Here is a 22,089-nt window from a genome sequence, read left to right as displayed (position 1 = left end):
TGCTCTGCCTGAACGTGACTCGCAGCAGCCTCAGCGTGCGTTGTATCTCCAGCGCTCCGACGACAGACAGATGCCCCTGATCCAGAGCGAAATTGTGATCGTTGACGATGATGGAACGGAAGAGCCGTTTGACCCTGCGTCGTGGTTCTCGTGACGTCGAGACGCCCACCCAGTCGCTGGATGGGCGGCTCCGTTCGTTTGCCGACCAGCAGCGATCAGAACGCCTCAGCGAAGTCGTCCTCTTTGAGGATCAGCCGGTCGCGCACGTCCCTAGGGATCATGAGCTTCATGTGGATTTGTGGGGCGCGAACGCCCTTCATTTTGCTCCGCTTGATCACGCACTTGACGCCGACCCTGAGTAGATCGGCGGCCATGGCCTCTATTCCGCCCTCTTCCCAGTGCTGCCGGAAGGTCTTGCCGTGGTGCACGGCTACCCATCGGTCCTTCGTGGACTCCGGGTCGATGGCCTCCAACTGCTTGATGAGGTCGTCCAGTGTCTTCTCAGCCTTCTCTTTGGTGAAGCGGGTCTTCGTGAATCGGCCTCCGGGCTCCAAGCCCGTCATGTAGTAGCTGATTGACTGTTCCAGCCGCTGTAGTTCCTTGCGGGCGTCGGCGCCCTGTCTGTACTCGCGTGTCATGACCGGCTCGTCGCCCAGGACTGTCAGAACGTCGGCCACGAGTTTGTCGTAGATCTCATAGGGGTTAGGGGCGCCGTGGCCTCCGGCCTTGCATTTGCCGCACCGCAAGTACGCATAGGTCCGTTCATTGACCCGATTCTTCTGCACGGTCATGTTCGAGCGACAGTCGTGGCAGATCAGCACACCGAGGAACTTCGTCGCGCCACCGGGACGCCGCGTGGGCTGGTCCTTGGCTCTGCGATCCAGGGCCTTCTGAAGGCTGTCGTACTCTTCCTCGCTGAAGATCGGATCGGCCACCCGGATGGGCTGAGCGTCGCTACCGAGGACCATCTTCGAGCGGCGCAGGCCCCCGTTCTTCTCTTCTTCTACGCGGTAGCCCATGAGTGCTGGGTTCCTGAGGCGTCGGAGCATCGTCGACGCGGTCAGCCCCGGTCCGCAGACGCCGGCTCGTACGAGCACCTTGACCATGCGACGTGCAGAAGCGGGCTTCGGCCTCATAGCGGCCTTGCGGCACCAATGCAGTGCCCGGTACGCATCCTGGTCGATGACGAGAACAACCCTGCCGTCCTCGTTCTCCGCCGTCGCGTAGCCGTATGCGGGCTTACCCACAAGCCAGTCAGTCTGTGTCTTGACGTAGTTCCACAGACTGGCGACGCGCGTGCTCGTGTTGGCCGCCTCGATCTCGGCGATGCCACCGATGATCGTGACCATGATCTTCCCGGCCGTGGTGGTCAGGTCGATCGAGTCATTCTTGGAGACGAGGTTCTTCCCGTACTTCAGGCACCAGTCGATCATGGTGCTGAGGTCACTGAGCCGCCGTACGAAGCGGTCCAGCTTCCAGAAAAGGATCTCATCGAACTCTGGTGCCCTGTTGTTCAGCCAGTCGCCGAGTTCCTTGCGCTTCCACGGCGGAACCTTCGTGGCTGACACGTTCAGATCGCTGGCCACGCCGACGACTCGGCTGCCGCGGTCCAGGGCCAGCTTCCGGAGGTCGAGTTCCTGCCGGACGGGTGACGTCGTGTCGTCAGTGAGCACGGACAGTCGTACGGACAACAGGGCTCGTGGGGCGTCGTCGGGTAAGAGCGCGTCGGCCCTTTTCAGCTCCTCCAAGAGCGCTAAGTCCGCCCCGGTCCACTCGGCCTCAACTGAGTACTGTGCGCGATCAGTTGCTGTGCGCGTCCTCGTTCGCTTCGCCATGACCAGCACCGTAGCGGATATGGCTTCGTTGGAGTATGGCCCGCCATGGACACGAACATCCAGGTGGGTCCGACGGGTAAGAAGCTCCTGCCTTTGACTGTGGTCAACAAGTAGCTGGTCGGGCCTCGTGCGCAGTAGGGAACGCAGGGGCCCTTCCGCTTTCGGTGCGCGCCTGTGGAACGCTGACGCTCGAACCCCTCCACGGCGCCCGTCGCTGCGGTGTATGCACGCACCATCACCGTGCACCGGTCGAGGCGCATGGTCGCTTTCACTGTTGCGTACCTGCTCGTCTGGAGGTTTTCTGCGTGCCGGCTCCGGCTCCGGGGCTCACCGGTGGCCATATGGCCGGTATGTGATGAATACAGCGTCCGCGGCGGGATGGCACGCCCGCTGCGCGGGAGTGGCCACGCGCGCCGAGCTTCGTGTCTTCACCCGCCGACGCCCCTGTGGATCAGGGGCGCCGGCGGGCGAAGTGAAGCGTGCGGGCTGGATTGTTGACTCCAAGCCTGATACATCAACTTGTCATGGCCATGAGTGCGATTGAACTGCACAGTATCAATCGTTGGGAGGCGTCCTTCCTGCGTGAGGAGGTGGGCGGCTACTTCGCCCACGGCGTCGAGTGCGCGCCGGGCGCGACGGTGCTCGACGTGGGTGCCAACATCGGTGTGTTCTCGGCGGCCGTCTATGAGCGGCTGGACGGGGACGTACGGATCTACGCCTTCGAGCCGGTGCCGCCACTGCACGCGACGCTCGAACGCAATGCTCGCGAATTCTTCAACGGACGTCTGACCGCGCTCCCTTATGGCCTGGCGTCCCGTGACGACGAGCTCGATTTCAGTTACGTTCCGGCCGCCACGATCTTCTCGTCCTCCTCGCGGGATCAGGGGAACATCGAGGCCGAGCGGCGTAGGGTCACCGCCAGCGTCGTCGAGATGATCCGTCAGGGCGGCCTGGGACCGGTCCTGCGCCGCGTACCCGCGCCCGTCCTCACTCTTCTCGTCGGCCGCAAGCTCCGGGTGATGCGGCGGCTCGAGACGCACCGGGTGAAGGTCAGGCCCCTGTCATCAGTGCTCGACGAGCAGGGCATCGACCGTATCGACCTGCTGAAGGTCGATGTGGAAGGCGCCGAACTCGATGTGCTCAGCGGTATCGAGGAACGGCATTGGCCACTGGTCCGTCAGGCCGTCGTCGAGGTGGAGCGCTGGCAGCAGAACCGCGACACGGTCTGCGAGGTCCTCCTCACGCACGGCTTCACAGTCAGCACCGAGCAGGACCCGGTGCAGCAGGCCGGTGACATCGGCATGGTGTTCGCGGTCAGGCCCTGACGCCCGCTGTGAGTGGTCGCGCGCGCAGCAGCGTGATCAAATTGGGCATGGCATCGTCCTGGACCGGCCATCGGGTACGCCTACGCGCCATCGAGCCCGACGACTGGGCGGCGTTCGCGCGCTTCGCCGACGATGACGGGCGGCGAGAAAGCCGGCTGGATCTACCCCGGTCCGCCGAGAGCTACCGTGCCTGGGCGAAGGAGCAAGCCGTCGCCGAGTGTGATGACGACCGCTTCCGGCTGGCAGTCGAAACGACGGTCGGGGGAGAGCTGGTCGGCACAGTCGGCTCGCATCGCACCGGCCCTCGTTCAGGCTGGTTCGAGTGTGATGTCACGATCGGTGCCGACCACCGGCGCAAGGGCTACGCGACAGAAGCCCTGGTGCTGCTGCTGCGCTTCATGTTTGCCGAGCGGCGCTATCACAAATGCCTGGCAGCGATCTTCGCCCACAACATGGCGTCGCTGGCGCTTTTCCGCCGGCTCGGCTTCACCGAGGAGGGGTGCCTGCGGGAACACGTCTTCTTCGCCGGTCGGCACCACGACCTCGTCATGATGGGCATGCTCGCCGACGAGTTCGACCAGCGACACACGATGAGCGAACCATGAGCCGTCCGTCCGAGCGCGCCCTCAGCTGCGCACGGTGGCACGCAGGCGCAGGCCGACGGTTGCGAGACCTTCGAAGGTGGCGACCTGGTAGCTGGGTTCCGGTCCGGCCGGCTCGCTCAAGTGGTAGCGGCGGGCGGTCTGCGCGGTCAGGAGCGTCAGCATCGCCATGGCCAGAGCGGCTCCTTCGCAGCCGTGCGGGCCGGTACCGAAGGAGAGGAAGACCCCGGGTTTCGCCGGTGAGTCCGGATCTTCGAGCCAGCGCTCGGGCTGGAACTCGTCCGGCTCGCTGTGTTCCCGTGCGTCGCGGTGGGCGGTGTAGGGGCAGACGAGAACGGTGGATCCGGCGTCGATGGTGTAGTCGGCGAGCTCGGTCTGTCGCGTGGCGCGCCGGGTCAGCAGCCAGCTCGGGGGGTACAGCCGGAGCACCTCGCGTACCAGTGCCTCGGTGTAGTGCAGGCTGTCGAGGTGGGCGCTGGTCGTCGCGGCCGGGTCCGCCGGCAGCAGGGCGGCTTCGGCCGCGACGCGGCTCGCTGCCTGGGGGTACCGGGCCAGGTGGAGCAGGATCCATCCGGCTGCCCGGGTAGGTGTCTCGAAGGTGGCGACCGTGATTGCGGGGAGAGTGTCGAGGACGGCCTCTTCCGGCAGCAGGCCGTAGCGGGGAGAGGGCTGGAGCATCAGCCCCAGCACGTCGTCACCGAGTCGGCCCGATGAACGGCGCCGGCGGATGATGGGCCGCAGAGCGTCGGTGAAGGCGACTTGCTGCTGTGTGCGGAACCGCCGTGCCGGTGTGGGGATCCAGCGCGGCCATGCCCAGCGTGAGGGGCGTACGAGCACCTCCCGGGCAAGGAAGAGCTGTGCGGCGAAGGGCAGCAGGGTGGGAGCGTCTTCGGAGTAGAGAAAGCTCACCCCGATCTCTGCCAGGGCGTGCCGGACCGGGGGCAGAATCTCGACGTCCTGGTCCGTGGGCCACTGGTCGGCAAAGAGATCGGTCCTGGGCGCGATCTCACCGATCCGGGCCGCAACCGTCTGCGGTCGCAGTCCGCGCATGCGGGCGGCGTGAGCGTGGGAACGCTCCTCGGGCGTCGGTGCTCCGCTCGACCGTTTCAAGGGCGGGAAGAGAGGCGAGGGTGCCTTGGGGAAGTCCTGCGCGCGGTGCAGGACCGCTTCACACGGCCCGGCCGTAGCGGCCACGTAGACACCTGGCTCCAGCTGCCAGACGTCCCCGCACTCCTCGGCGCCACGGCGCGCCACTGCCAGCCGGTCGCGGCTCCAGGCGGCGAAGCTGCCTTCGGGCAACCGCGGCGGCTCATTCATTCGGCCCATGAGATCGTCCCTGGCTCTCGTACCTGTCTTGTCCAGGCCGATACCGTCGGGAGCGTGGCTGGGAGTCGGCGGGTGCCCCGGGGGCGCCCGCCGGTAGTGCGGTCAGACCCCGTCGTCGCCGGCGTACGCATCCCACTCGTGGGCCCCGTACGCGCCGTAGTGGCGGGTGAAGGACAGCTTGCAGAGCAGCTTGGCGATCATCATGCACTCCTCTCGCCTGTCTTCAGCACCAAATGCCACATATGCAATGTTGCCACATTCGGCGTATACGTGATATAGGGCATCGGTCGCAGACATTCAACCCTGATCACCGTATGAGGGACCCCCCGGCCGACCGGTCTCGATGACTGGCCGGCGGCGGCCGGTGCCCTGGGCCGTCGGGAGCTCAGTGGCCGCCGGAACCCGAGCCGTAGAGCGCGGCGATGTCCTTGGACGTTGCCCATCGGCTGTAGGTGGGCGACTGGGGCCAGCCCTCGGGTGAGTCCTGCCATTCCTCCTGCCGTCCGTACGGCAGGACATCGATCAGCGCGAAGGTGTGACTGAGCTGCTCGGTACCCCGGCCGTTGGTGTGCCACGTGCGATAGACGGTGTCGCCGTCGCGCAGGAACACGTTGACCGCGAATCCCCCGTCGGGCGGTGCGCCGACGTCCGTCCCGAACGGGCTGTCGGCCGTCGAGTACCAGGTCATCCGGTTGCCGACCCGCTGCTTGTAGGCGAGTGCCTCGTCGATCGGGCCCTGGGTGACGATGACGAACCGCGCATCGTAGTTGTCCAGGAACTCCAGGCGGGTGTACTGCGAGGTGAACCCCGTGCAGCCCGGGCACTGCCATTCCTTGCCGGGGAACCACATGTGGTTGTAGACGATCAGTTGCCGCTTGCCTTCGAAGACGTCCGCCAGCCGGACGGGGCCGTCCGCACCTTCGAGGGTGTACTCGGGCATCTCGACCATCGGCAGGCGACGACGCTCGGCGGCGATGGCGTCAAGCTCCCGTGTCGCGGCCTTCTCCCGGGCGCGCAGTGCCTCGAGGCCGCGCTCCCAGGTCGCGGTGTCTACGACGGGTGGTAGTGCGTGGGTGGTCATGTTTCCCTCACAGAGCTCGTGCGCGGCTGTCGCTTGTGCAGAGGTAGACCCCGTAAGGATCTGGAACTCATCGGTGCCCTGACTCCGCCACCGCCTTGCGCAGGTCGCGTTCGAGGGCGCCCGGGGTCTGGAGGCCTCGGTCGGCCAGGTAGTCCAGCCGTTCGCGGGTTTCGGGCAGTGCGACCAGGCCGAGAAACGTGGCCGAGTCGGAGCGGACGTTCGCCCGGTTGGGCAGCGTGAGGTTGTTGACGGCGCGCTTGGCCGCCTTGACACCCGTGGGCGGGAAGCCGGCGATGCGCTTGGCCAGGCGCTCGACGAAGGCGTCCAGTTCGGCGTCGGGCAGGGCGCGGTTGATCCAGCCGTAGCGTTCGGCGAGGTCGGCGTCGAAGTCGTCGGCGCCGGTGATGGCTTCGATGGCGCGCGTTCTGCCCAGCCGCCGGGCCAGGTGCTGTACTCCGCCGGCACCGGGCAGGGCGCCGGTGCCGCACTCGAACTGCCCGAAGACCGCGTTCTCGCGCGCGGCGAAGATCATGTCGCACGCCAGGGCGAGTTCGTTGCGCGAAGAGGCGCCCGAGGTCACCTGCGCGATGTGCGCGAGTGGCCTCGGGCGCCTTTTGCGTCCCCGGGCCGGCCGTTGCGCCACTCACGACCGGTCCGAGGATTGACGCCGACGAGCCTGCTCGCCTCCTTGTTGCCGTAGCCCAGCTTCATGAGCCGGAAGTATTCCTGCCGCTCCCGGCTCAGCTTGCTCCCGGAATACTGCTTGGTGGGCCGAATCTCGAAGGACATCGCATCCCCTGAACTGGGGTGTTGCAACGACCACTGGAACGGAAGTGGCGGGAGGGGGCTCGGTCGGGTCGCCGGTCAGCAGCAGGACGCCCGTCCGGTCAGCAGGACGCGGGCGGGATGCTCTGCTCGTACTGGAAGACGTTGTGCGGGTCGTACTTCGCCTTGATCTTGCGCAGTCGGTCGAAGTTGTCCCGCCAGTACGCGGTCTCCCAGTCCTGCTGCCCGATGTTCGGCACATTGACGTACGCGCCGTTCACATACGGCCGCAGCGCCTGGCTGAACTCGGCGATCCAGGTTTGCGCCTGCGGGGTGAGCGGGTCGCAGACGCCCGGCTGGTCGCCACGCTTTCCCCAGCCGACGCCGGGCTCGGAGTAGAAGAGCGCGTCGCGATGCGCGAACGCGGTGCCGCCGCGGGGGCTCCTCCTGGCGGCCCCGCCGAAGGCCTGGGTGAAGAAGTTGCTGTCATCCGTCGGGGCGTCCGCCATGAACGCGGCGATCACATCGATCGCTTCCTCCGGGAACGGCTTTCTGGTGAACTGCGAGAAGAACTTCCAGTTCGCGGGTTCGTCCTCGGTCGGAATCTGGAATCCCGCGTATACGTCGCCCCAGTTGCCTTCCTGCACCGTGATCTGAGGGTTGCCGACCGACAGGATCGGGGCCAGCAACTCCTTCGCCTCGTCCGGCGTTCCTTCGGCCAGAACCGCGAACAACAGGATCTGCGGTTTGTGGACCTCGAGCTGGGTGCCGAGGCGGTCCTCGCTGACCGGAGCCGTACGCTGCCATGCGTCGAAGACCCCGTGCAGATCCCCGAGGCCGTCCCACGTCGCCTGCAGATAGCTGACGCTCTTCAGCGGAGCCACTTTGTACGTGAGCGACGTGACGATTCCGAAGTTTCCGTTTCCCGCCCCGCGAAGTGCCCAGAGCAGATCCGAGTTGTTCTTCAGATCCGCGTTGATCACCTTGGCGCACTCGCTGCCGGACGGGACGACGATCTCGGCCCCCACCAGGCTGTCGCAGGCCAGACCGAGCCAGCGGGTGAGGAAGCCGAAGCCGCCGCCGAGCGTCGCACCGGCCAGGCCCACGCTGCCCTCCGTACCGGTGGTCACCGCGAGGTCCTGCTGCGCGAGCGTGGTCACGGCCTCCAGCTGGTTGAGCCCGGAACCGACCGTCGCGACACGGGCGGCGGAGTCGATGCGGACCGACTTCAGCTCGCTGATGTCGATCACGAGGCCGTTGTCCACGTTCGACCAGCCCTCAAGGCTGTGCCGGCCGCTGCGCACCCGCAGCGCGACGTCGTTCTGCCGCGCCCAGGTGAGGGCGTTGACCACGTCCTGGGTGTTCTGGGCGAAGACGATGACCAGCGGATAGTGCGAGAAGAGCTGGTCCCAGCCGAGCCGAGCATCCGTGTACGAGGGGTCGTTGGGGCGGACGATACGGCCGGTCAGCTCCGCCGGCGCGCACCTCCCGCCCCCGGGACCATTGCCCAATGCGCTCGCGGCCGTGGCTTCCGCTGCCGTGGCTTCCGCGGCCGTCATGCCCGGGACGATGACCGCGCCGGCGCCGGCGGCCGCCGTTGCCTTGAGCAGTCCGCGACGAGAAAAGTCCTGCATGGTCGGTGTCCTCTCGACCGCCATTCGGCGTGGTTCGATGCGATCCTTTGTGGACGATTTCAGCGAGGCGCACATTAACAAGGGCGACCATGGCGTTATTGCCCGACACGCTAATTGGGCTGGATGGCGACTTCATGACGGGAGATAAGAACTGACGCCGGAAATAGAAAAATTAGTATCTAGTCCAAGAGCAGAACCTCGTGGGCTGCCCGTTCGCCGGAACGCACCGCGCCTTCCATCAACCCGTGCATCAGGGTGGCGGATTCCGTGCTCGCCCAGTGGATACGGCCCACCGGCCGACGCAGCGCACTGCCATAGGTGGTGAGAACACCGGGGGCGAAGTGGGCCATCATCCCGCCGAGCGACCAGGGTTCGGCCGACCAGTCCGTTTCCAGATGGTCGGTGGGCGTCAGCGCCTGCGGACCGAAGCGTTCGGCGAGCGCCGCCAGCCACAGCTCGCGCCGCCGCTCGGCGCCCAGTCGGCCCAGATGCAGGGCGCTGGGGCCGAACGCGTAGCTGCTGAGCACACCCGGCCGTCCCGAGCGCGGGGTCTGGTCGATGGTGACGGCCACCGGTGACTGGGGGGCCAGGGTCTGCCCGGAGAGCCCCCGGCCACGCCAGAACGGTTCGGGATGGACGGTGTGCACCCGGATGACGGCGCCGGGGACCAGCCGTTGCAGCAGATGGCTGTGGACGGCGGGCAGGGGCGGGTCGTAGACGATCCGCGCCGCCGTCGCCGGCGGGGTCGCCACGATCACCCGCCGGGCCCGTACGGCGAGCCCCTCGCCGGTCACCTGGGCGGCGCCGCCGTTCTGGGCGATGCGCATGACGGGACAGGAGAGCCGTACCGCCTCGCCCAGGCCCTGGGCCATCCGCACCGCGAGCTCCGGTACGCCGCCGTCGACCAGGTGGGTCTCGGTGCGCCGGCTGTCGACGTAGTACGTGAACCCGCCACCGCCACGGGCCAGTACGAGCGAGCCCAGCAGCGAGACCTCGGCCGGGTCGGCACAGAACAGCAGGCTCATCGTCACCGCGGCCAGCCTGTGGGCCGTGGCCGAGGGCAGGTTGACGGGGGAGGAGAGCCACTGACCGAGCGTGCGGGCGTCCATCGCCCGGGCACCGCGGGCCTCCCAGGGGCTGTCGGCGGGGAGGCGTCGCGCCATCCGGTCCAGGCGGGCGAAGGCCACACCGAGGGAGGCGAAGGCTCCCGCGCCGACCTTGGGGATGGTGCCGCGGTAGCGGTGGTTGGCGCCGTCGAGGCGGACGATCCGGTCGCCCTCCTCGTGCTGGGGATACACCGGCAGGCCGTACTCCCGGCAGAGCGCGAACATCCGATCCTGGCCCTTGCCCAGCCAGGTGCCGCCCGCCGACACCACCGTGCCGCCGGGCATCCGCCGGTTCCAGACGCGCCCGCCCACCCGGTCCCGGGCCTCCAGGACCATCACCCGGCGGCCGAATCGCGCCAGTTGCCGTGCGGCAGCCAGACCCGCGAACCCCGCGCCGATCACGCACACATCCGCATCGCGGCTTTCCATGGTCCACCTCTACGGCGCCGCACCCCGCCGTGCCGTCGCGCCGCGCCCACGGCGTTCCGGCGGTGGGCCGATGACACCTGTCCGGACGATCGGCCCGGGTCCGGACGGTCGTGGCGTGGGGTCAGGGCAGCAGGACGGCCTTGCCGCGGTTGCGGTGGGCCTCCAGGTCCGTGTGGGCCTGTGCCGCTTCGGCCAGGGGGTAGGTGCGCCAGATCGGCACGGTGAGTTTGCCGGCGGCGGCCAGCCGCACCAGCTCCGGCAGGGGGTCTTCGGCCTGGTCGGTGTCACCGGCGCTGAAGCGGACGCCGTGCTCGGCGGCGGACGTGTCGGCGATGGTGATGACGTGTGCGCTGTCACCGGTCAGGGCGACGGAGTCGGCGAGCACACCGGCGCCGGAGGCGTCGAGGACGAAGTCGACGCCCTGGGGAGTCAGGGCCTTCACCCGCTCCACCCAGCCGTCGCCGTAGCGGACGGCGGTGGCTCCGAGTGAGGTGACACGCTGGATGTCGTGCTCGCCGACCGTTCCCACGACGGTGATGCCCTCGGCGACGGCCAACCGCACCGCGACGGTGCCCACGCCGCCGGCGGCGCCATGGACGAGCAGGGTCTGGCCCGCCTGCACACCCAGCTGGCGCAGGACACGGAACGCGGTCCGGCCCACCGTCACGAGCGAGGTGGCGGCCTCCCACGACAGGGCCCCGGGCTTGGCCACCGGCCGGTCGAGCAGGGCGTACTCGCCGTAGCTGCCGCCGACGGTGGCACCGAGGACCTCGTCGCCCACGGCCGCGTCGGCTCCCTCGCCGACGGCATCGACGACACCGGCCGCGTCCAGGCCGGGGACCACGGGAAAGCGTGCGGGGACGCCGTCGGCCATCAGACCGGAGCGCAACTTCAGGTCGAAGGGGTTCACGGAGGCGGCCCGCACCCGGATCCGGACCTGGCCCGGGCCGGGCTCCGGCGCGGTGACCTGCGACAGCCGCAGCACCTCGGGCGCGCCGTACTCGGAGAAAGTGATCGCTTTGGACATCGGGAACTCCCAGGTGCCGGGTGGAGGCCGTTCAGGAGGTGAGCGTGGCCAGGAATGGTGCCTCATGGACGATCATGTCCGCGGTCCCGTCCTCGAACAGCTTCAGCGCGTCCGGGCCGGTGACGTCGGGGTGGGCGGCCCGACGCGAACGGCTCCGGCTGCGGCGATCGGCAAGGCAGGAGAGGATGACTGACATGGCTGATACGACCGACATATCCCAATCGTCGAAAACACAGTCTCCGTGGCGCACGCCGGGTGACATGGCGGGCGCGGCCGTCGCGGCGGCACGGACGGCCGGGCGTGCGGTCGCGCACCCGAAGGCCGTGCTCGAGCACGCCCGCCGGCTGACCGATGTCCTGCCCGCGCTGCGCCAGGCGTTGACGCCGATCCTGACCGGGCGGGTGGACGACTGGCGCGGGGAGTACGCCTACACGCTGGGCGAGCAGGCGTACGTCTACGGCTTCCCGTACCTCTACAACGCCCAGCTGCGCCACCAGTGGGTCACGCAGGAACGCGACCCGGAGACCGTTCCGTACGCGGCCGTCAACCACTTCTGGCACGCGCGGCGGCTGATGGACGCCTCCTACCGGGACGGCGGGTGCCCCAACAACGACACCCTGTACTCGCTCGCCTGGGTCGATGTGAGTGCGGAGCCGGTCATCCTGTCGCATCCGGACATGGGCGACAGGTACTTCACGTTCGAACTGGCGGGGATCACGTCGGACAACTTCGACTACGTCGGCCAGCGCACCACCGGCTCACAGGCGGGGCACTTCGCCATCACGGGACCGGGCTGGGACGGACAGCTGCCCGACGGAGTGCGGCGTACGGCACAGGCGCCCAGCCCCTGGGTTCTGGTGCTGGGCCGGACGCTGGTCGCCGGTGAGGAGGACGTGCCCGAGGTCCGCGCGCTGCAGGAGCGGTACCGGCTCACCCCGCTCAGCCTGTTCGGGAAGGAAGGGCACACGCTTCCGGCACGTCGTGACGTACTGGAGCCCGTGGACCCGGCCAAGGATCCCCTCGCTCCCTGGAAGACCCTGAACGCGATGCTGGCCGAGAACCCGCCGCCCGCGCACCACGAGGTGCTGCTGAGGCAGTTCGCCGAGATCGGCATCGGGCCGGGACTCGACATCGAGCTGCAGCCCGAGATCGTCAAGCGGTCCCTGATCCGGGCCGCTGCCACCGGGAAGCCGCTGCTCAAGCAGCAGATGCTCAGCGGTGATTGGGCGCGTCTGGTCAACGGCTGGCGTTATCCGCCGCCGCAGATAGGGCGCTTCGGCGACGACTTCCTCAAGCGCGCGGCCGACCAGTCACTGGTCGGGATCACCGCCAACGACCCCGCCGAGGCGGTCTATCTGCTCTGCTACGACGACGCCGACGGCGTGAAGCTGTCCACCGGCCGCTACCGGTTGCGCTTCGAGCCCGGCAACCTCCCGCCGGTGGAGGGGTTCTGGTCCCTGACCGCCTACGGCGAGGACATGAACCTGATCGCCAACGACATGCGCCGCTACTCGATCGGCGACCGGACCCCCGGACTCGTTCACGACTCCGACGGCGGGCTGACCCTGCATCTGCAGGCGGAGTCGCCGGGCCGGGACCGGGAGGCCAACTGGCTGCCCACACCCGAGCAGGGCCCCTGGTTCGTCATCCTGCGCATGTACCGGCCCCGTCCCCGCGTCGTGGACGCGACGTGGGAATGCCCTCCGCTCGAACGCCTGACGTAGAGGCGGGCAAGGGGATTCCGACGAACGGCGGGACAAGGCCCGTACGAAGGAGCAGACATGTCTCAGACGACTCCGACGGCCGCTCACCTCGGCGATCTGCGCGATGTCCGGTACGGCGAGATCCTTCTCATCTCCCCGGGTGACGACGGCAGTCTGGAAGCCGCCGTCTACAACACCATCGGCCTCAACGACTGCCCCCTCGACCGGTGGAGGGCCCTGGATCCCCAGTCGCTGGCCCAGCAGTTCGGTGTGCCGGTGGTCTATCTCAACGGCCCCCGCTTCTGGCTGTTCGACGAGCTCAGCGCCTTCGTCGTCGGTGAGATCGCCACGTTCGGCGGCATCGAGGCCAGACGGGTCGCCAAGGTGCGCATCCCCGCGGGGCTCGAACTGACGCACGGCCCGGGGAAGGAAGCCTACGTCGACATCGTGGTGGAGCGGGACACCGAGTACCGGTTCCTGGCCGGCAGGCCCGTGCACAGCCTGCTCACCCCGGACGGCAGGACCTACGTCATGCAGGCCTACTCCCACATCGTGGACGACAGCCAGACGATCGGTTCCCTCGCGGGCCTCGGCGAGCGGCTGAGCCTTCCCCAGGGGTGGCGATACCGGGTCGACACCCCCGCCGAGGACCTGCTCATGCGCCCGGTGGCCGGCGAGGCGCACGTCCTGCAGGACGAACTCGAGAACACCTACATGCTCCTCGCCCACTGAATCGGGCGCCCTGCGCGCGGTGTGTTTCCGTTGTGCGCGCAGGGCACGGCCCGTTCCTGTTGCCTGCCGAGGGCGACTTACTTGCTGATGGCGAAGCGCATCAGCGCGTGTTCGTCGCCCTGCTTGATCTTCCCCGTCACATTGATCACCTCGAGCTTCCAGCTGCCGCCGACCCGAATGGCCTTGGCCACGGCGCAGCCGTTGTCCTGGGTGAGCAGGCTCGGCCAGATGTCGGCGACCTGCTGGGCGCTGCCCCCGGTCGCGTCGTACACCTTGAAGCTGATGTTGCGGGCCTTCTGGAAGGAACTGCCCTTCTTGAAGGCGGCGGCGATGAACACGATGGACGTGATCTGCTGCGGTATGCGGGCGAACTCGACCGTCACGGTCTCGTCGTCGCCGTCCCCGCGTCCGGTCTGGTTGTCGCCGCTGTGGACCAGGGAGCCGTTGCCCATGGGGTCGAGCGAGTCGAGTCCGGCCAGCCGCACCGGGTCTCTCTCCTGCATGGCGACGGCGATCAGGTCGAGGTCGGTGCCGGTCTTGCGGCGGAGCATGCCCACCACCCCGCCGCTGGAGCCGGCGGTGGGGTCCCAGGACACACCGATGGACAGGTGGGTCACTCCGTCCAGATCCGCCGGACCGTCTTCTTTCTTGAGCGTGATCATGCGTGGTTCATCCTCTGGGTGAGGGGACGTCGACAGGCAAAGTGTGCCTGGAGTCTTCGGCGTTGGGCCGACTGGGCCCCCCTCGGCCGGGCCGGTGTCCCGAGGGACCGCGCCGCTCCTACAAGCGGATCGATGATTCCGGTTCCCTATCAGGAATTCATACCGATCGCGCGTAAATCTGGTCATCGGAGACCGGGACAACTCTTCCGGGTGACGCAATTACCCGAATGCCACACGCCTCGCCTCCGGTGGTACTCGTTAAGTGACCGTGACAGGGAGAGAAGGGTGTGGAGCCGTGAACCAGTCGCCTTACGTCAAGGGCCACACGCTGGACGTCAAGGGCCACACACTGGTGGGCGCCGCTGCGGGGCTCGGTTACTACTCCGATCTTTTGGATGATTTTCTGGATGAGATCAGGAAGTTGGAAAGTGAATATATGAGAGCGATGCGGGATCGGTGCGGTGGCACCGGCGCCGTCCCGGTCATGATCGGATCCCGTGCTCTGGACCGTACTTCCTGAACCTGGGCGCGGAGGGCTTTCGAATGGACAGGAATTATGATGAAGCCGGTCTGTATGATCTTCACTACGCCCTGAGAACCGACCATGACACGCTGAACCAGCCTGTCTACGACCTGAGTCAGCCGGCGTACGACGCGGTCTCGTACCCCCAGCAGTCCTGGACCAGCCCAGCGCCGCCGGACATGACGCAGAAGGCCTGGGACCTGGACGAAGAGCTGGCCCAGATGCTGTCGACCGCGACCAGCCAGGAATCCACGCACGTCCCGTTGGACCGACCGCACCGCAGGAGCAGCCGGCGGCGGGTCCGGGCGGACTCCCACTTCCTCGACGGCGGCCAGCGGGTCACGCACGTGACGATCCTGATCGCGGCGATCCTGGTGTGCGCGGCGTGCATGCTCGGGTGGTCGATCGCCTACTCGTACGGCCAACTGCACGGCATCGCCTTGTCCGTGCTGCCCCCGAAGCTGGCGCGCTGGTGGCCGCTCATGGTCTACGGGCCGTGGTTCGTGGCGGCCCTGTCCATCGTGCGGGCCACGGTTCAGCGGCGGGACACCCGGCGGTCCTGGTGCGTCATGCTGGCCGCGTCCGCCATGGCCGTGGCGCTCTCCATCAGCCATTCCTCGCGCTCCCACCTGGCGTTCGTGATGGTCGGACTGCCGCCGGTCACCGCCCTGGTGTGCTTCTGGGAACTGGTCGGCCAGGTCTCGTCCGGATGCCGGCCCCGGCATGCCGCGCACGCACAGCGGCGCGGCAAGCCCTGAGCCGCTCCAGGACTTCTCGGACTGCTCGGACTTCTCGGACTGCTCGGCCCTCTCCCGGCAAGGGAGAGGGCCGAGTTGTCCGTGGGGCTCAGTGCGCTGTCGTGCCCGCGGACAGCGCCTCGCGGAGCCACAGGTCCGCCGCGCCGAGGGTCGGATGGGGCGTGAGCTCTCCCGCCAGTTGCCAGTAGCGGGACATCACCGGGTGGTCCTCGGCGGCCAGCCGGGCGGTGAGGGCGCTGCGGAAGCCGGGGGTGTCCCGGGTGTCCGAGGCGCGGGCGTGGGCGGCGACGTAGCAGTCCAGGGCGTCGCCCGGACCGGGGGAGCGGTCGGCCCGCAGGGCCGCCTCCACCAACTGGTAGGCCTCGTACAGGCCGTCGTACAGCAGATCAGGGTGTGCGGCGAGGGCGGGCCGGTGGGACACGAGGCAGTGGTCGGTGGCGTCCGTCACCAGGGCGTGCAGCCGGGCGAAGGCGAGGACCTGGTCCGGAGTCGGGGCGGCGGGTGGCTGCGGTACGGCCGCCTCGGTGACCGCGGAGCGCAGCCGGGCGGAGAGCCGTACCGGCAACAGACGGCGCCAGTAGTGCGCGAGTGCCGAGGTGCTCGGCGGGACGCTGACCGCCCCTATCAGCTCCAGGCGTTCCGCCAGGTGTTCGGGGGCGCCCTCGTGCAGGGCCCGCAGGGCGGCCTCGCGCCAGCGCAGGGCGGCGAGTTCGGTGCCGAGGTCGTCCAGCCGGCGCGCCACGACCGCCTCCAGGCTGTCCCTGAAGTCGCTGTCCCCGGAGTCGAGAGCGCGCCCGATCTCGGGAACGGGCACGCCGAGGGAGCGCAGTGACCGGATGGTGCGCAGCCGGGACAGCGCCTCGGGGCCGTAGCGGCGGTGGCCTCCGGTGCTCCGGGTGGCCTCGGGCAGCAGGCCCTGGTCCGAGTAGAAGCGGACCGTCTTGACCGTGACCCTCGCCCGCGCGGCGAGCTCGCCGATGCTCAGGGTGCCGTCTGCGGACAAGAGTTGAACCTCCCTCAGGGGGAGTTCCTAGGTTACCCGCGACGAACCCGCCCCTGGAGGTGCTGATGTCCGTATTCATCCTGGTCTCCGGTCCGTTCACCAACGAGCGGATCTGGAGCGAAGTGACCGGCCCGCTGCGTGAGTCCGGCGCCGAGGCGCATCCCGTGACGCTGAGCATGCGGCCCGAGGCCGGTCTGGAGACCCATGTCGAGGACGTGGTCCGACTGATCGACTCCCTCGACGCGCCCCAACTGGTGCTGGTCGGCCACGACTACGCCATCCACCCGGTGCTCGGCGCGGCGGACCGCCGCCCGGAGCGGATCGCCCGCATCGTCTACCTGGACGCCGGACTGCCGGAGGACGGCGACCGGGCCTTGACCCTCGTGCCCGACCCTACGGTCCACCACCTGCTCGGCGCGGACGGCCCCGGGCCGGTCCCGGCGCCGCAACCGCAGGAGTGGCAGCGGTGGGGCAGCACGGAGGGGCTGTCCCCGCAGCGGTTGGCGCTGCTCAGCGACCTGGCCGCCCCGCAGCCGCCACGGACGCTCACGCAGCCCCTGCGCCTGACCGGCGCCGCCGCACACGTGCCGACCACCGGAATCCTGTGCACGGCAGGCGGCACCACGATCGAGACGGTCGAGGCGCTCGTGCGGACCGGTCCGCCGCAGTTCCGGAAGCTGGCCGACCCCCGGGTGAGCTTCTTCGAACTGGCCACCGGACACTGGCCGATGCTCTCCCGCCCGGACGAGCTGGCCGAGGTGCTGCTGCGCGCGGCGGCGGGCGAAGGACGGAGGCTGACCGCGCCCGAGGACGAGTCACCGTACCTGCGTCCCTTCCTGCTCGACGTCCCGGAGGTGCCACAGGTACGGAACGGGCGGCTGGACCTGCATCTGCCGGAGCCGGCGGCAGCGGTGGGGCCGCGGCCCGCCGTCCTGTTCGTGCACGGCGGGCCGGTGCCGCGCGACCGCGAACCCGGGCTGCGCGCCGCGCCGTTCTACGTCGGCTACGGCCGTCTCGCGGCGAGCCTGGGCGTGGTGGGCGCGGTCGTGGGGCACCGCCTGCACGGCATCTCCGAGTATCCGCAGGCCGCGGACGACGTGGCCGAGGGCGTCGAGCTGCTGCGGGCCGACCCCCGTGTGGACCCGGACCGGATCGCCCTGTGGTTCTTCTCCGGGGCGGGACTGCTCGCCGCGGACTGGATCGCCGCCCCGCCCGCGTGGCTGCGCTGTCTTGCGCTCACCTATCCGATCCTGGACCCGCTTGCGGGCTGGGGCGCGGTCGGCGACCGGTTCCACCCCATCGGCGCGCTCCCGGCCGACGGCGGGACACTGCCGCCCCTGGTGCTGACCCGTGCGGGTCTGGAGACACCGCAGATCGGCGACACGGTCGAGAGGTTCGTGAGCGCGGCGGAGGAGAAGAAGGCTCCCGTCGAGATCATCGACGTACCGCACGGCGTCCACGGCTTCGAGATCCACAACCGCACCGACGAGTCCCGCGAGGCCGTGACCCGGGCCGTGCGCACGGTGCTCGGACACCTGCGGATCCAGCAGATCTAGGGGTGGCCGACCGAGGCCAGGCGGGTGTCCAGCCAGTCGAAGACGCGCTGCTCGAACACCGCGCGGCCCATCGGCTCGCAGTGCAGGTGCGCGCCCTCCTCCTCGGTGAAGCGGACCAGGTGCTTCGGGCCGGGAAGCGCGTCGTACAGGCGCTGCGAGGCCCCCGGCCAGAAGTGCTCGCCGTCCGGGTCGGTGATCAGCAGCGGGGTGGTGATCCGTCCGACGAACGGCATGACGTCGTACGTGGACACCTCGGTGAGCAGGTCGAAGGGGGAACCGATGCCGTACGGCTTGGCCCGCCAGCGCCACATCGCGGCCAGTGCCGGGTCCCTGCTCAGCACCTCCGTCATGACCTGGTCGAAGGTCGCGCGGTCGCCGGACTCCCACAGGGCGCGCAGTTCGGGGCCGAGGTTGTGCCACCAGCTGTCCGCGACCGCGACGACGCCCGGGTCGGCGACCGCGGCGGCGATCCGGTGCTCGAACGCGAGCGCGCGGGGGACCCAGTAGCCGGCCTGGCTGATGCCGGCCAGGACGATCCGCAGGGGGTCGACGTCGCCGCGGGCGAGGAGGAAGTCCACGATCGGCGTGATGACCTTCTCCCAGTCGGGCCGGAAGGTGACCCCGCGTTCGAACAGCATGGACTGCTGGCCGGGGCCGTCGAACAGCAGGGCCCGGTACTCACGGGCCACCGCCGGCGCCCCGAGCATGGTCCAGGCCGTGCTGATCGGGCCGTCACTGCCGTTGTTGACGATCACCGTGGGCAGCGGCCCCAGATCTCCGGGCGGGCCGACGAGGTACCCGGGGAGCGACCCTCCCTCGTAGGGGATCGAGACCCGTTCCGCGGGCGGGTCGCAGGCCTGCAGGAAGCGGTCGAAGCAGTCGCGGTGCGCGGCGAACACCTCGGCCGGCCGCGCCTCGGGGTCCGCCGATCCGTCGACGGCCACCAGGGCGGTGCCGAAGTAACCGGCCGCCCGCAGATACGCGTCCCGGGCACTCACCGTGCGCTCCTCGGCCGCGCTCCTCTCGGCCTGCGCACGGACTCTGCGGGCCAGCGCGGTCCAGGCCGAGAACCAGGTCTCCGCGTGACCGTCCGCCGTGGCGGAGGTGGTGGCCAGTACCTCGCCGATGTCGGCGCCCTGCCGCCACGCCGAGCCCAGGGCGATCAGGATCTCGTAGTTGTACTGGTCGTTCTTGCTGAACCGGTAGGTCATGGCTGCCTCCCGCTGGTTTCACCGTAGGAGCCCGCTCCCCGCGACGCACTCCGGCCGGAGGGCCGACGGCATGCGAGCGTCCCGCGCACACGGCAGGCTGGAAGGGGAAGGGGCAAGTCCCGGTCGGCGACGGGAGGACCTCCCATGAGTGAGCGGTCGACGACGGAAGCCCCGGCCGAGAAGCCCGCCGGTACCGGCGGGGCGTTCCTGTCGTTCGCGCCGTGGATCATCTTCGGCGTGGTCGCGAGCCCCAGCACCTGGGAGTACGCGGCGCTGGCCGCGCTGATCGCCGTGATCGTCCTGTCGGGGCGGGACATCCTGAGGGGCAGGTTCTACCTCCTGGACATGGTCGGCATCGTGTTCTTCGCCGTGATCACGGTCCTCGCGCTCGCCCTGGACCGCTCGCAGCTCCTGTGGCTCGAGACGTACGCCCTGGTCATCTCCAACGGGGTGGTGGCCGCCGTGGCGCTGGGATCGCTGTTCGTCGACCCCTTCACCGCCCAGTACGCCCGTGAGCAGACGCCCCGCGAGGTGTGGGACTCGCCCGTCTTCAAGCACATCAACCAGGTGCTGACCGCGGCATGGGGCGTGGTCTTCGCCCTCATCGCCGTCTCGACCTGGCTGGCCATCCGCGTCCCTTCGATGGACGACTGGTTCAACTGGGTCGTCCCCGTGGTCCTGCTGGTCGCGGTCGTCAAATTCACGGAGCGCTATCCCGAGGCCTACAAGCGACGGGCACTCGCGACCTAGCCGCGACGAGAAACCGCGCCACTGGATCCCGTACAGGCGGATCCCGCACGGGTGCATCCGTACAGGCGGCTGTGGCGTCTTCGTGGATATGCAGTTCGAAAAGGCGCCCGAGCCGCGGCGGCAGGAACCCGAAGGGTGCCTGGTCGTCGCTCTCCGCGTCCCCATACGCATCTTCGTGCTCGTCCTCGTCGTACCGGTCCGGATGGCGTGGGACGTGCTCGTCGTGGGCGGGCGGTTCCTGACGGACACCGTGCTGCGACCGCTCGGGCGTGCGCTGCTGTGGCTCGGCCGGGCCGTCTTCGTCTGGCCGTGGGTGGCGCTGTGGCGGTATGTCGTCGTACCCGTCGCGAAGGCGCTGGCCTGGGCCGGGCACATGCTCGTGGTCGTGCCGCTCGGCTGGCTGTACCGGTATGTGCTCACCCCCGTCGGGCATGCCCTCGCCTGGATCGGGCGCGGGATCGGCGCCGGCCTGGAGTGGCTGTACGCGCGCGTGCTCACGCCGATCGGCCATGGCATCGCCTGGCTGCTGAACGGCGTCGCCTGGCTGCTGAAGGGCGTCGGCATCGTGCTCGGCGCCATCGGGCTGGGCGTGTACACCGCCGTCGCCTGGCTGGTGCGGTACCTGCTCGTCGTACCCGCCCAGTGGCTGTACGAGTGGGTCCTCGCACCCGTCGGACGGGCACTGGTGTGGCTCGGCAACGCCGTCGTCACCGGCATCGGCGCCGTCCTGTACTGGACGACGCGTGTCCTTCTCGTCCTGCCCGCCCTCGCTCTGTGGCGCTGGGTACTCGTGCCCGTCGGCCGCGTCCTCGCCGTCGTCGCGCGGGAGATCGGGGAGGCGCTCGGCCACGCCTGGCGGATCGCCGGGCGGGTCTCGCTCGCCGTCGGGCGGTTCCTCGGGACCCTCTTCCGGTGGATGTTCGTGGAGCCGGTGAAGTGGGTCTACCGCACCGTCCTCACCCCGGTCGGGCACGTCGTCCGGGACGTCGTGCTGCGCCCCGCCGCCGAGGCCGCGCGCGCGGTGGGGCGGGCCACCCGGCAGGCCCTGGCCTCGGCCCGCGAGACGATGCGGCAGGCACGGGCCGACGTCCGGCGGGCGCTGTTCGGGGAACCCCGGCGACCGGAGCCGGTGGCCCGGCGGGAACCCACGGGGCGTGAGACACGTACTCTTGATAGCAGTACGACCGCTCTCATGAAGGACTGACGACACTGGGCAAGCGACAGCCCGAAGGCCCGCCGCCCGCACCCGCGGTGCAGCGCATCCGACTGCGCTACACCAAGCGCGGCCGCCTCCGGTTCACCAGCCACCGTGACTTCCAGCGCGCCTTCGAGCGTGCGCTGCGCCGTGCCGAGGTGCCGATGGCGTACTCGGCGGGGTTCACGCCGCATCCGAAGGTGTCGTACGCCAATGCCGCACCCACCGGCACGGGCAGTGAGGCGGAGTACCTGGAGATCGCGCTCGCCGCGGCCCGCGACCCGGAGGCGCTGCGCGTCCTCCTCGACGAGTCCCTGCCCACCGGGCTCGACATCGTCGACGCGGTCGAGGCGCGGACGTCCGGGCTCGCCGACCGGCTGACGGCTTCCGTGTGGGAGCTGCGGCTGGACGGCGTCGACCCGGCCGACGCCGAGCGCGCGGTCGAGGCCTTCACGAAGGCCGAGACCGTCGAAGTGCAGCGCATGACCAAGAACGGCGTCCGCACCTTCGACGCCCGTTCCGCGGTCGTGGGCCTGGAGAGCCTGCGGATCGCGGAAACGCACCGTCCACAGGCTGATAGGCCGACCGACCAGCCCTGTGCGATACTGCGGCTGGTTGTTCGGCACGTGACGCCTGCCGTACGACCCGACGACGTCCTGTCCGGTCTCCGCGCCGTGGCCGACCTGGCGCCGCCGGTCCCCGTAGCGGTGACCAGGCTGGCGCAGGGGCTGTTCGATGAAGAGACCGGCACGGTGACCGACCCGCTCGCGCCCGACCGCGAGGCAGCAGCGACCGAGCCGCACCCGGCCGCCGCGACTGCCGCCGCGAAGGCGTCGGCGTAAGGAAGGTTCCGCGTAAGGACGGAC

The 22,089-nt window shown here is 69.3% G+C and carries 21 protein-coding genes and 1 pseudogene; 10 read left to right on the top strand and 12 right to left on the bottom strand.

Annotated elements, in window-relative coordinates:
- Nucleotides 1–215: 215 nt before the first annotated feature.
- Nucleotides 216–1,835 (bottom strand): recombinase family protein, encoded by a 1,620-nt coding sequence (locus tag N8I87_RS13825; RefSeq protein ID WP_263208751.1) that lies wholly within the window; start codon nucleotides 1,833–1,835, stop codon nucleotides 216–218.
- 479 nt (nucleotides 1,836–2,314) lie between these two features.
- Between N8I87_RS13825 and N8I87_RS13820 the strand changes: the two genes are divergently transcribed.
- Together N8I87_RS13820 and N8I87_RS13815 are read left to right on the top strand one after the other, a co-directional pair.
- Nucleotides 2,315–3,160 carry an FkbM family methyltransferase gene (locus N8I87_RS13820; RefSeq protein WP_263208749.1) on the top strand — a complete coding sequence of 282 codons (846 nt, stop codon included), beginning with the start codon at nucleotides 2,315–2,317 and terminating at the stop codon, nucleotides 3,158–3,160.
- A gap of 47 nt (nucleotides 3,161–3,207) precedes the next feature.
- Nucleotides 3,208–3,765, top strand: a complete 558-nt coding sequence (locus tag N8I87_RS13815; RefSeq protein WP_263208748.1) for a GNAT family N-acetyltransferase — start codon at nucleotides 3,208–3,210, stop codon at nucleotides 3,763–3,765.
- A 21-nt stretch (nucleotides 3,766–3,786) separates the two neighbouring features.
- Here the strand turns inward: N8I87_RS13815 and N8I87_RS13810 are convergent, their stop codons facing one another.
- From N8I87_RS13810 to N8I87_RS13775, 8 genes and pseudogenes are all read right to left on the bottom strand, one after another.
- The gene (locus N8I87_RS13810; protein WP_263208746.1) at nucleotides 3,787–5,088 is read right to left on the bottom strand and encodes a cytochrome P450; all 1,302 of its coding nucleotides are present in this window, start codon (nucleotides 5,086–5,088) and stop codon (nucleotides 3,787–3,789) included.
- A gap of 385 nt (nucleotides 5,089–5,473) precedes the next feature.
- The gene (locus tag N8I87_RS13805) at nucleotides 5,474–6,169 is read right to left on the bottom strand and encodes a DUF899 domain-containing protein (RefSeq protein WP_263208745.1); all 696 of its coding nucleotides are present in this window, start codon (nucleotides 6,167–6,169) and stop codon (nucleotides 5,474–5,476) included.
- Between the two features lie 67 nt (nucleotides 6,170–6,236).
- Nucleotides 6,237–6,749: an enoyl-CoA hydratase/isomerase family protein gene (locus tag N8I87_RS13800; RefSeq protein ID WP_263208743.1), complete on the bottom strand. Its 513-nt coding sequence runs from the start codon at nucleotides 6,747–6,749 to the stop codon at nucleotides 6,237–6,239.
- 47 nt (nucleotides 6,750–6,796) lie between these two features.
- A pseudogene (locus N8I87_RS13795) lies at nucleotides 6,797–6,958 on the bottom strand (IS30 family transposase); the annotation flags it as partial.
- A gap of 98 nt (nucleotides 6,959–7,056) precedes the next feature.
- The gene (locus N8I87_RS13790) at nucleotides 7,057–8,568 is read right to left on the bottom strand and encodes an FAD-binding oxidoreductase (protein WP_263208739.1); all 1,512 of its coding nucleotides are present in this window, start codon (nucleotides 8,566–8,568) and stop codon (nucleotides 7,057–7,059) included.
- 179 nt (nucleotides 8,569–8,747) lie between these two features.
- On the bottom strand, nucleotides 8,748–10,103 hold the full coding sequence (locus N8I87_RS13785; protein WP_263208738.1) for a flavin monoamine oxidase family protein: 1,356 nt from the start codon (nucleotides 10,101–10,103) through the stop codon (nucleotides 8,748–8,750).
- Between the two features lie 121 nt (nucleotides 10,104–10,224).
- Nucleotides 10,225–11,130, bottom strand: a complete 906-nt coding sequence (locus N8I87_RS13780; RefSeq protein ID WP_263208736.1) for a quinone oxidoreductase family protein — start codon at nucleotides 11,128–11,130, stop codon at nucleotides 10,225–10,227.
- A 31-nt stretch (nucleotides 11,131–11,161) separates the two neighbouring features.
- Complete coding sequence (locus N8I87_RS13775) at nucleotides 11,162–11,344, bottom strand: hypothetical protein (RefSeq protein WP_263208734.1); 183 nt, start codon at nucleotides 11,342–11,344, stop codon at nucleotides 11,162–11,164.
- A 46-nt stretch (nucleotides 11,345–11,390) separates the two neighbouring features.
- Between N8I87_RS13775 and N8I87_RS13770 the strand changes: the two genes are divergently transcribed.
- Nucleotides 11,391–12,854 (top strand): DUF1254 domain-containing protein, encoded by a 1,464-nt coding sequence (locus N8I87_RS13770; RefSeq protein WP_263208733.1) that lies wholly within the window; start codon nucleotides 11,391–11,393, stop codon nucleotides 12,852–12,854.
- A gap of 57 nt (nucleotides 12,855–12,911) precedes the next feature.
- The gene (locus N8I87_RS13765) at nucleotides 12,912–13,565 is read left to right on the top strand and encodes a hypothetical protein (protein ID WP_263208731.1); all 654 of its coding nucleotides are present in this window, start codon (nucleotides 12,912–12,914) and stop codon (nucleotides 13,563–13,565) included.
- Between the two features lie 77 nt (nucleotides 13,566–13,642).
- On the opposite strand, the gene N8I87_RS13760 is transcribed toward N8I87_RS13765, so the two are convergent.
- Nucleotides 13,643–14,227: a TerD family protein gene (locus N8I87_RS13760; protein WP_263208730.1), complete on the bottom strand. Its 585-nt coding sequence runs from the start codon at nucleotides 14,225–14,227 to the stop codon at nucleotides 13,643–13,645.
- Between the two features lie 295 nt (nucleotides 14,228–14,522).
- Between N8I87_RS13760 and N8I87_RS13755 the strand changes: the two genes are divergently transcribed.
- Nucleotides 14,523–14,747, top strand: coding sequence for a hypothetical protein (locus N8I87_RS13755; RefSeq protein ID WP_263208728.1), 225 nt, complete (start codon nucleotides 14,523–14,525; stop codon nucleotides 14,745–14,747).
- Nucleotides 14,748–14,770: 23 nt separating this feature from the next.
- A complete protein-coding gene (locus tag N8I87_RS13750) occupies nucleotides 14,771–15,508 on the top strand; it encodes a DUF2637 domain-containing protein (protein ID WP_263208726.1) in 738 nt (245 codons plus the stop codon).
- A gap of 88 nt (nucleotides 15,509–15,596) precedes the next feature.
- Here N8I87_RS13750 and N8I87_RS13745 read toward each other — a convergent pair whose 3' ends face one another.
- Nucleotides 15,597–16,511, bottom strand: a complete 915-nt coding sequence (locus N8I87_RS13745; RefSeq protein ID WP_263208724.1) for a MerR family transcriptional regulator — start codon at nucleotides 16,509–16,511, stop codon at nucleotides 15,597–15,599.
- A gap of 65 nt (nucleotides 16,512–16,576) precedes the next feature.
- Here N8I87_RS13745 and N8I87_RS13740 point away from each other — a divergent pair, with 65 nt between their 5' ends.
- The gene (locus N8I87_RS13740; protein ID WP_263208722.1) at nucleotides 16,577–18,067 is read left to right on the top strand and encodes an alpha/beta hydrolase; all 1,491 of its coding nucleotides are present in this window, start codon (nucleotides 16,577–16,579) and stop codon (nucleotides 18,065–18,067) included.
- On the opposite strand, the gene N8I87_RS13735 is transcribed toward N8I87_RS13740, so the two are convergent.
- Entirely contained in the window at nucleotides 18,064–19,278 is a 1,215-nt protein-coding gene (locus N8I87_RS13735; RefSeq protein WP_263208721.1) for an alpha/beta hydrolase family protein, read from the bottom strand. The two genes, N8I87_RS13740 and N8I87_RS13735, sit on opposite strands and share 4 nt — an antisense overlap.
- 144 nt (nucleotides 19,279–19,422) lie before the next feature.
- Here N8I87_RS13735 and N8I87_RS13730 point away from each other — a divergent pair, with 144 nt between their 5' ends.
- The 3 genes from N8I87_RS13730 to N8I87_RS13720 all read left to right on the top strand — a co-directional run bounded on the left by N8I87_RS13730 (nucleotide 19,423) and on the right by N8I87_RS13720 (nucleotide 22,065).
- A complete protein-coding gene (locus N8I87_RS13730) occupies nucleotides 19,423–20,028 on the top strand; it encodes a DUF3159 domain-containing protein (RefSeq protein ID WP_263208719.1) in 606 nt (201 codons plus the stop codon).
- A gap of 88 nt (nucleotides 20,029–20,116) precedes the next feature.
- Nucleotides 20,117–21,232, top strand: a complete 1,116-nt coding sequence (locus tag N8I87_RS13725) for a hypothetical protein (protein ID WP_263208717.1) — start codon at nucleotides 20,117–20,119, stop codon at nucleotides 21,230–21,232.
- A gap of 47 nt (nucleotides 21,233–21,279) precedes the next feature.
- Nucleotides 21,280–22,065 carry a TIGR03936 family radical SAM-associated protein gene (locus tag N8I87_RS13720; protein WP_263208715.1) on the top strand — a complete coding sequence of 262 codons (786 nt, stop codon included), beginning with the start codon at nucleotides 21,280–21,282 and terminating at the stop codon, nucleotides 22,063–22,065.
- Nucleotides 22,066–22,089: the final 24 nt, after the last annotated feature.

The sequence above is a fragment of the Streptomyces sp. HUAS 15-9 genome, from assembly GCF_025642155.1.
Taxonomy (GTDB): Bacteria; Actinomycetota; Actinomycetes; order Streptomycetales; family Streptomycetaceae; genus Streptomyces.
Note: the sequence above shows the minus strand (reverse complement) of the source record. Positions and strands in the feature narration are given on the sequence as shown.

Bases quoted from the DNA above. Each gene is read 5' to 3' on its own strand.
- N8I87_RS13825 (WP_263208751.1), bottom strand. From the start codon at position 1,835: ATGGCGAAGCGAACGAGGACGCGCACAGCAACTGATCGCGCACAGTAC.
- N8I87_RS13815 (WP_263208748.1), top strand. From the start codon at position 3,208: ATGGCATCGTCCTGGACCGGCCATCGGGTACGCCTACGCGCCATCGAG.
- N8I87_RS13810 (WP_263208746.1), bottom strand. From the start codon at position 5,088: ATGGGCCGAATGAATGAGCCGCCGCGGTTGCCCGAAGGCAGCTTCGCC.
- N8I87_RS13805 (WP_263208745.1), bottom strand. From the start codon at position 6,169: ATGACCACCCACGCACTACCACCCGTCGTAGACACCGCGACCTGGGAG.
- N8I87_RS13790 (WP_263208739.1), bottom strand. From the start codon at position 8,568: ATGCAGGACTTTTCTCGTCGCGGACTGCTCAAGGCAACGGCGGCCGCC.
- N8I87_RS13785 (WP_263208738.1), bottom strand. From the start codon at position 10,103: ATGGAAAGCCGCGATGCGGATGTGTGCGTGATCGGCGCGGGGTTCGCG.
- N8I87_RS13780 (WP_263208736.1), bottom strand. From the start codon at position 11,130: ATGTCCAAAGCGATCACTTTCTCCGAGTACGGCGCGCCCGAGGTGCTG.
- N8I87_RS13775 (WP_263208734.1), bottom strand. From the start codon at position 11,344: ATGTCGGTCGTATCAGCCATGTCAGTCATCCTCTCCTGCCTTGCCGAT.
- N8I87_RS13770 (WP_263208733.1), top strand. From the start codon at position 11,391: ATGGCGGGCGCGGCCGTCGCGGCGGCACGGACGGCCGGGCGTGCGGTC.
- N8I87_RS13765 (WP_263208731.1), top strand. From the start codon at position 12,912: ATGTCTCAGACGACTCCGACGGCCGCTCACCTCGGCGATCTGCGCGAT.
- N8I87_RS13760 (WP_263208730.1), bottom strand. From the start codon at position 14,227: ATGATCACGCTCAAGAAAGAAGACGGTCCGGCGGATCTGGACGGAGTG.
- N8I87_RS13750 (WP_263208726.1), top strand. From the start codon at position 14,771: ATGGACAGGAATTATGATGAAGCCGGTCTGTATGATCTTCACTACGCC.
- N8I87_RS13740 (WP_263208722.1), top strand. From the start codon at position 16,577: ATGTCCGTATTCATCCTGGTCTCCGGTCCGTTCACCAACGAGCGGATC.
- N8I87_RS13735 (WP_263208721.1), bottom strand. From the start codon at position 19,278: ATGACCTACCGGTTCAGCAAGAACGACCAGTACAACTACGAGATCCTG.
- N8I87_RS13730 (WP_263208719.1), top strand. From the start codon at position 19,423: ATGAGTGAGCGGTCGACGACGGAAGCCCCGGCCGAGAAGCCCGCCGGT.
- N8I87_RS13725 (WP_263208717.1), top strand. From the start codon at position 20,117: ATGCAGTTCGAAAAGGCGCCCGAGCCGCGGCGGCAGGAACCCGAAGGG.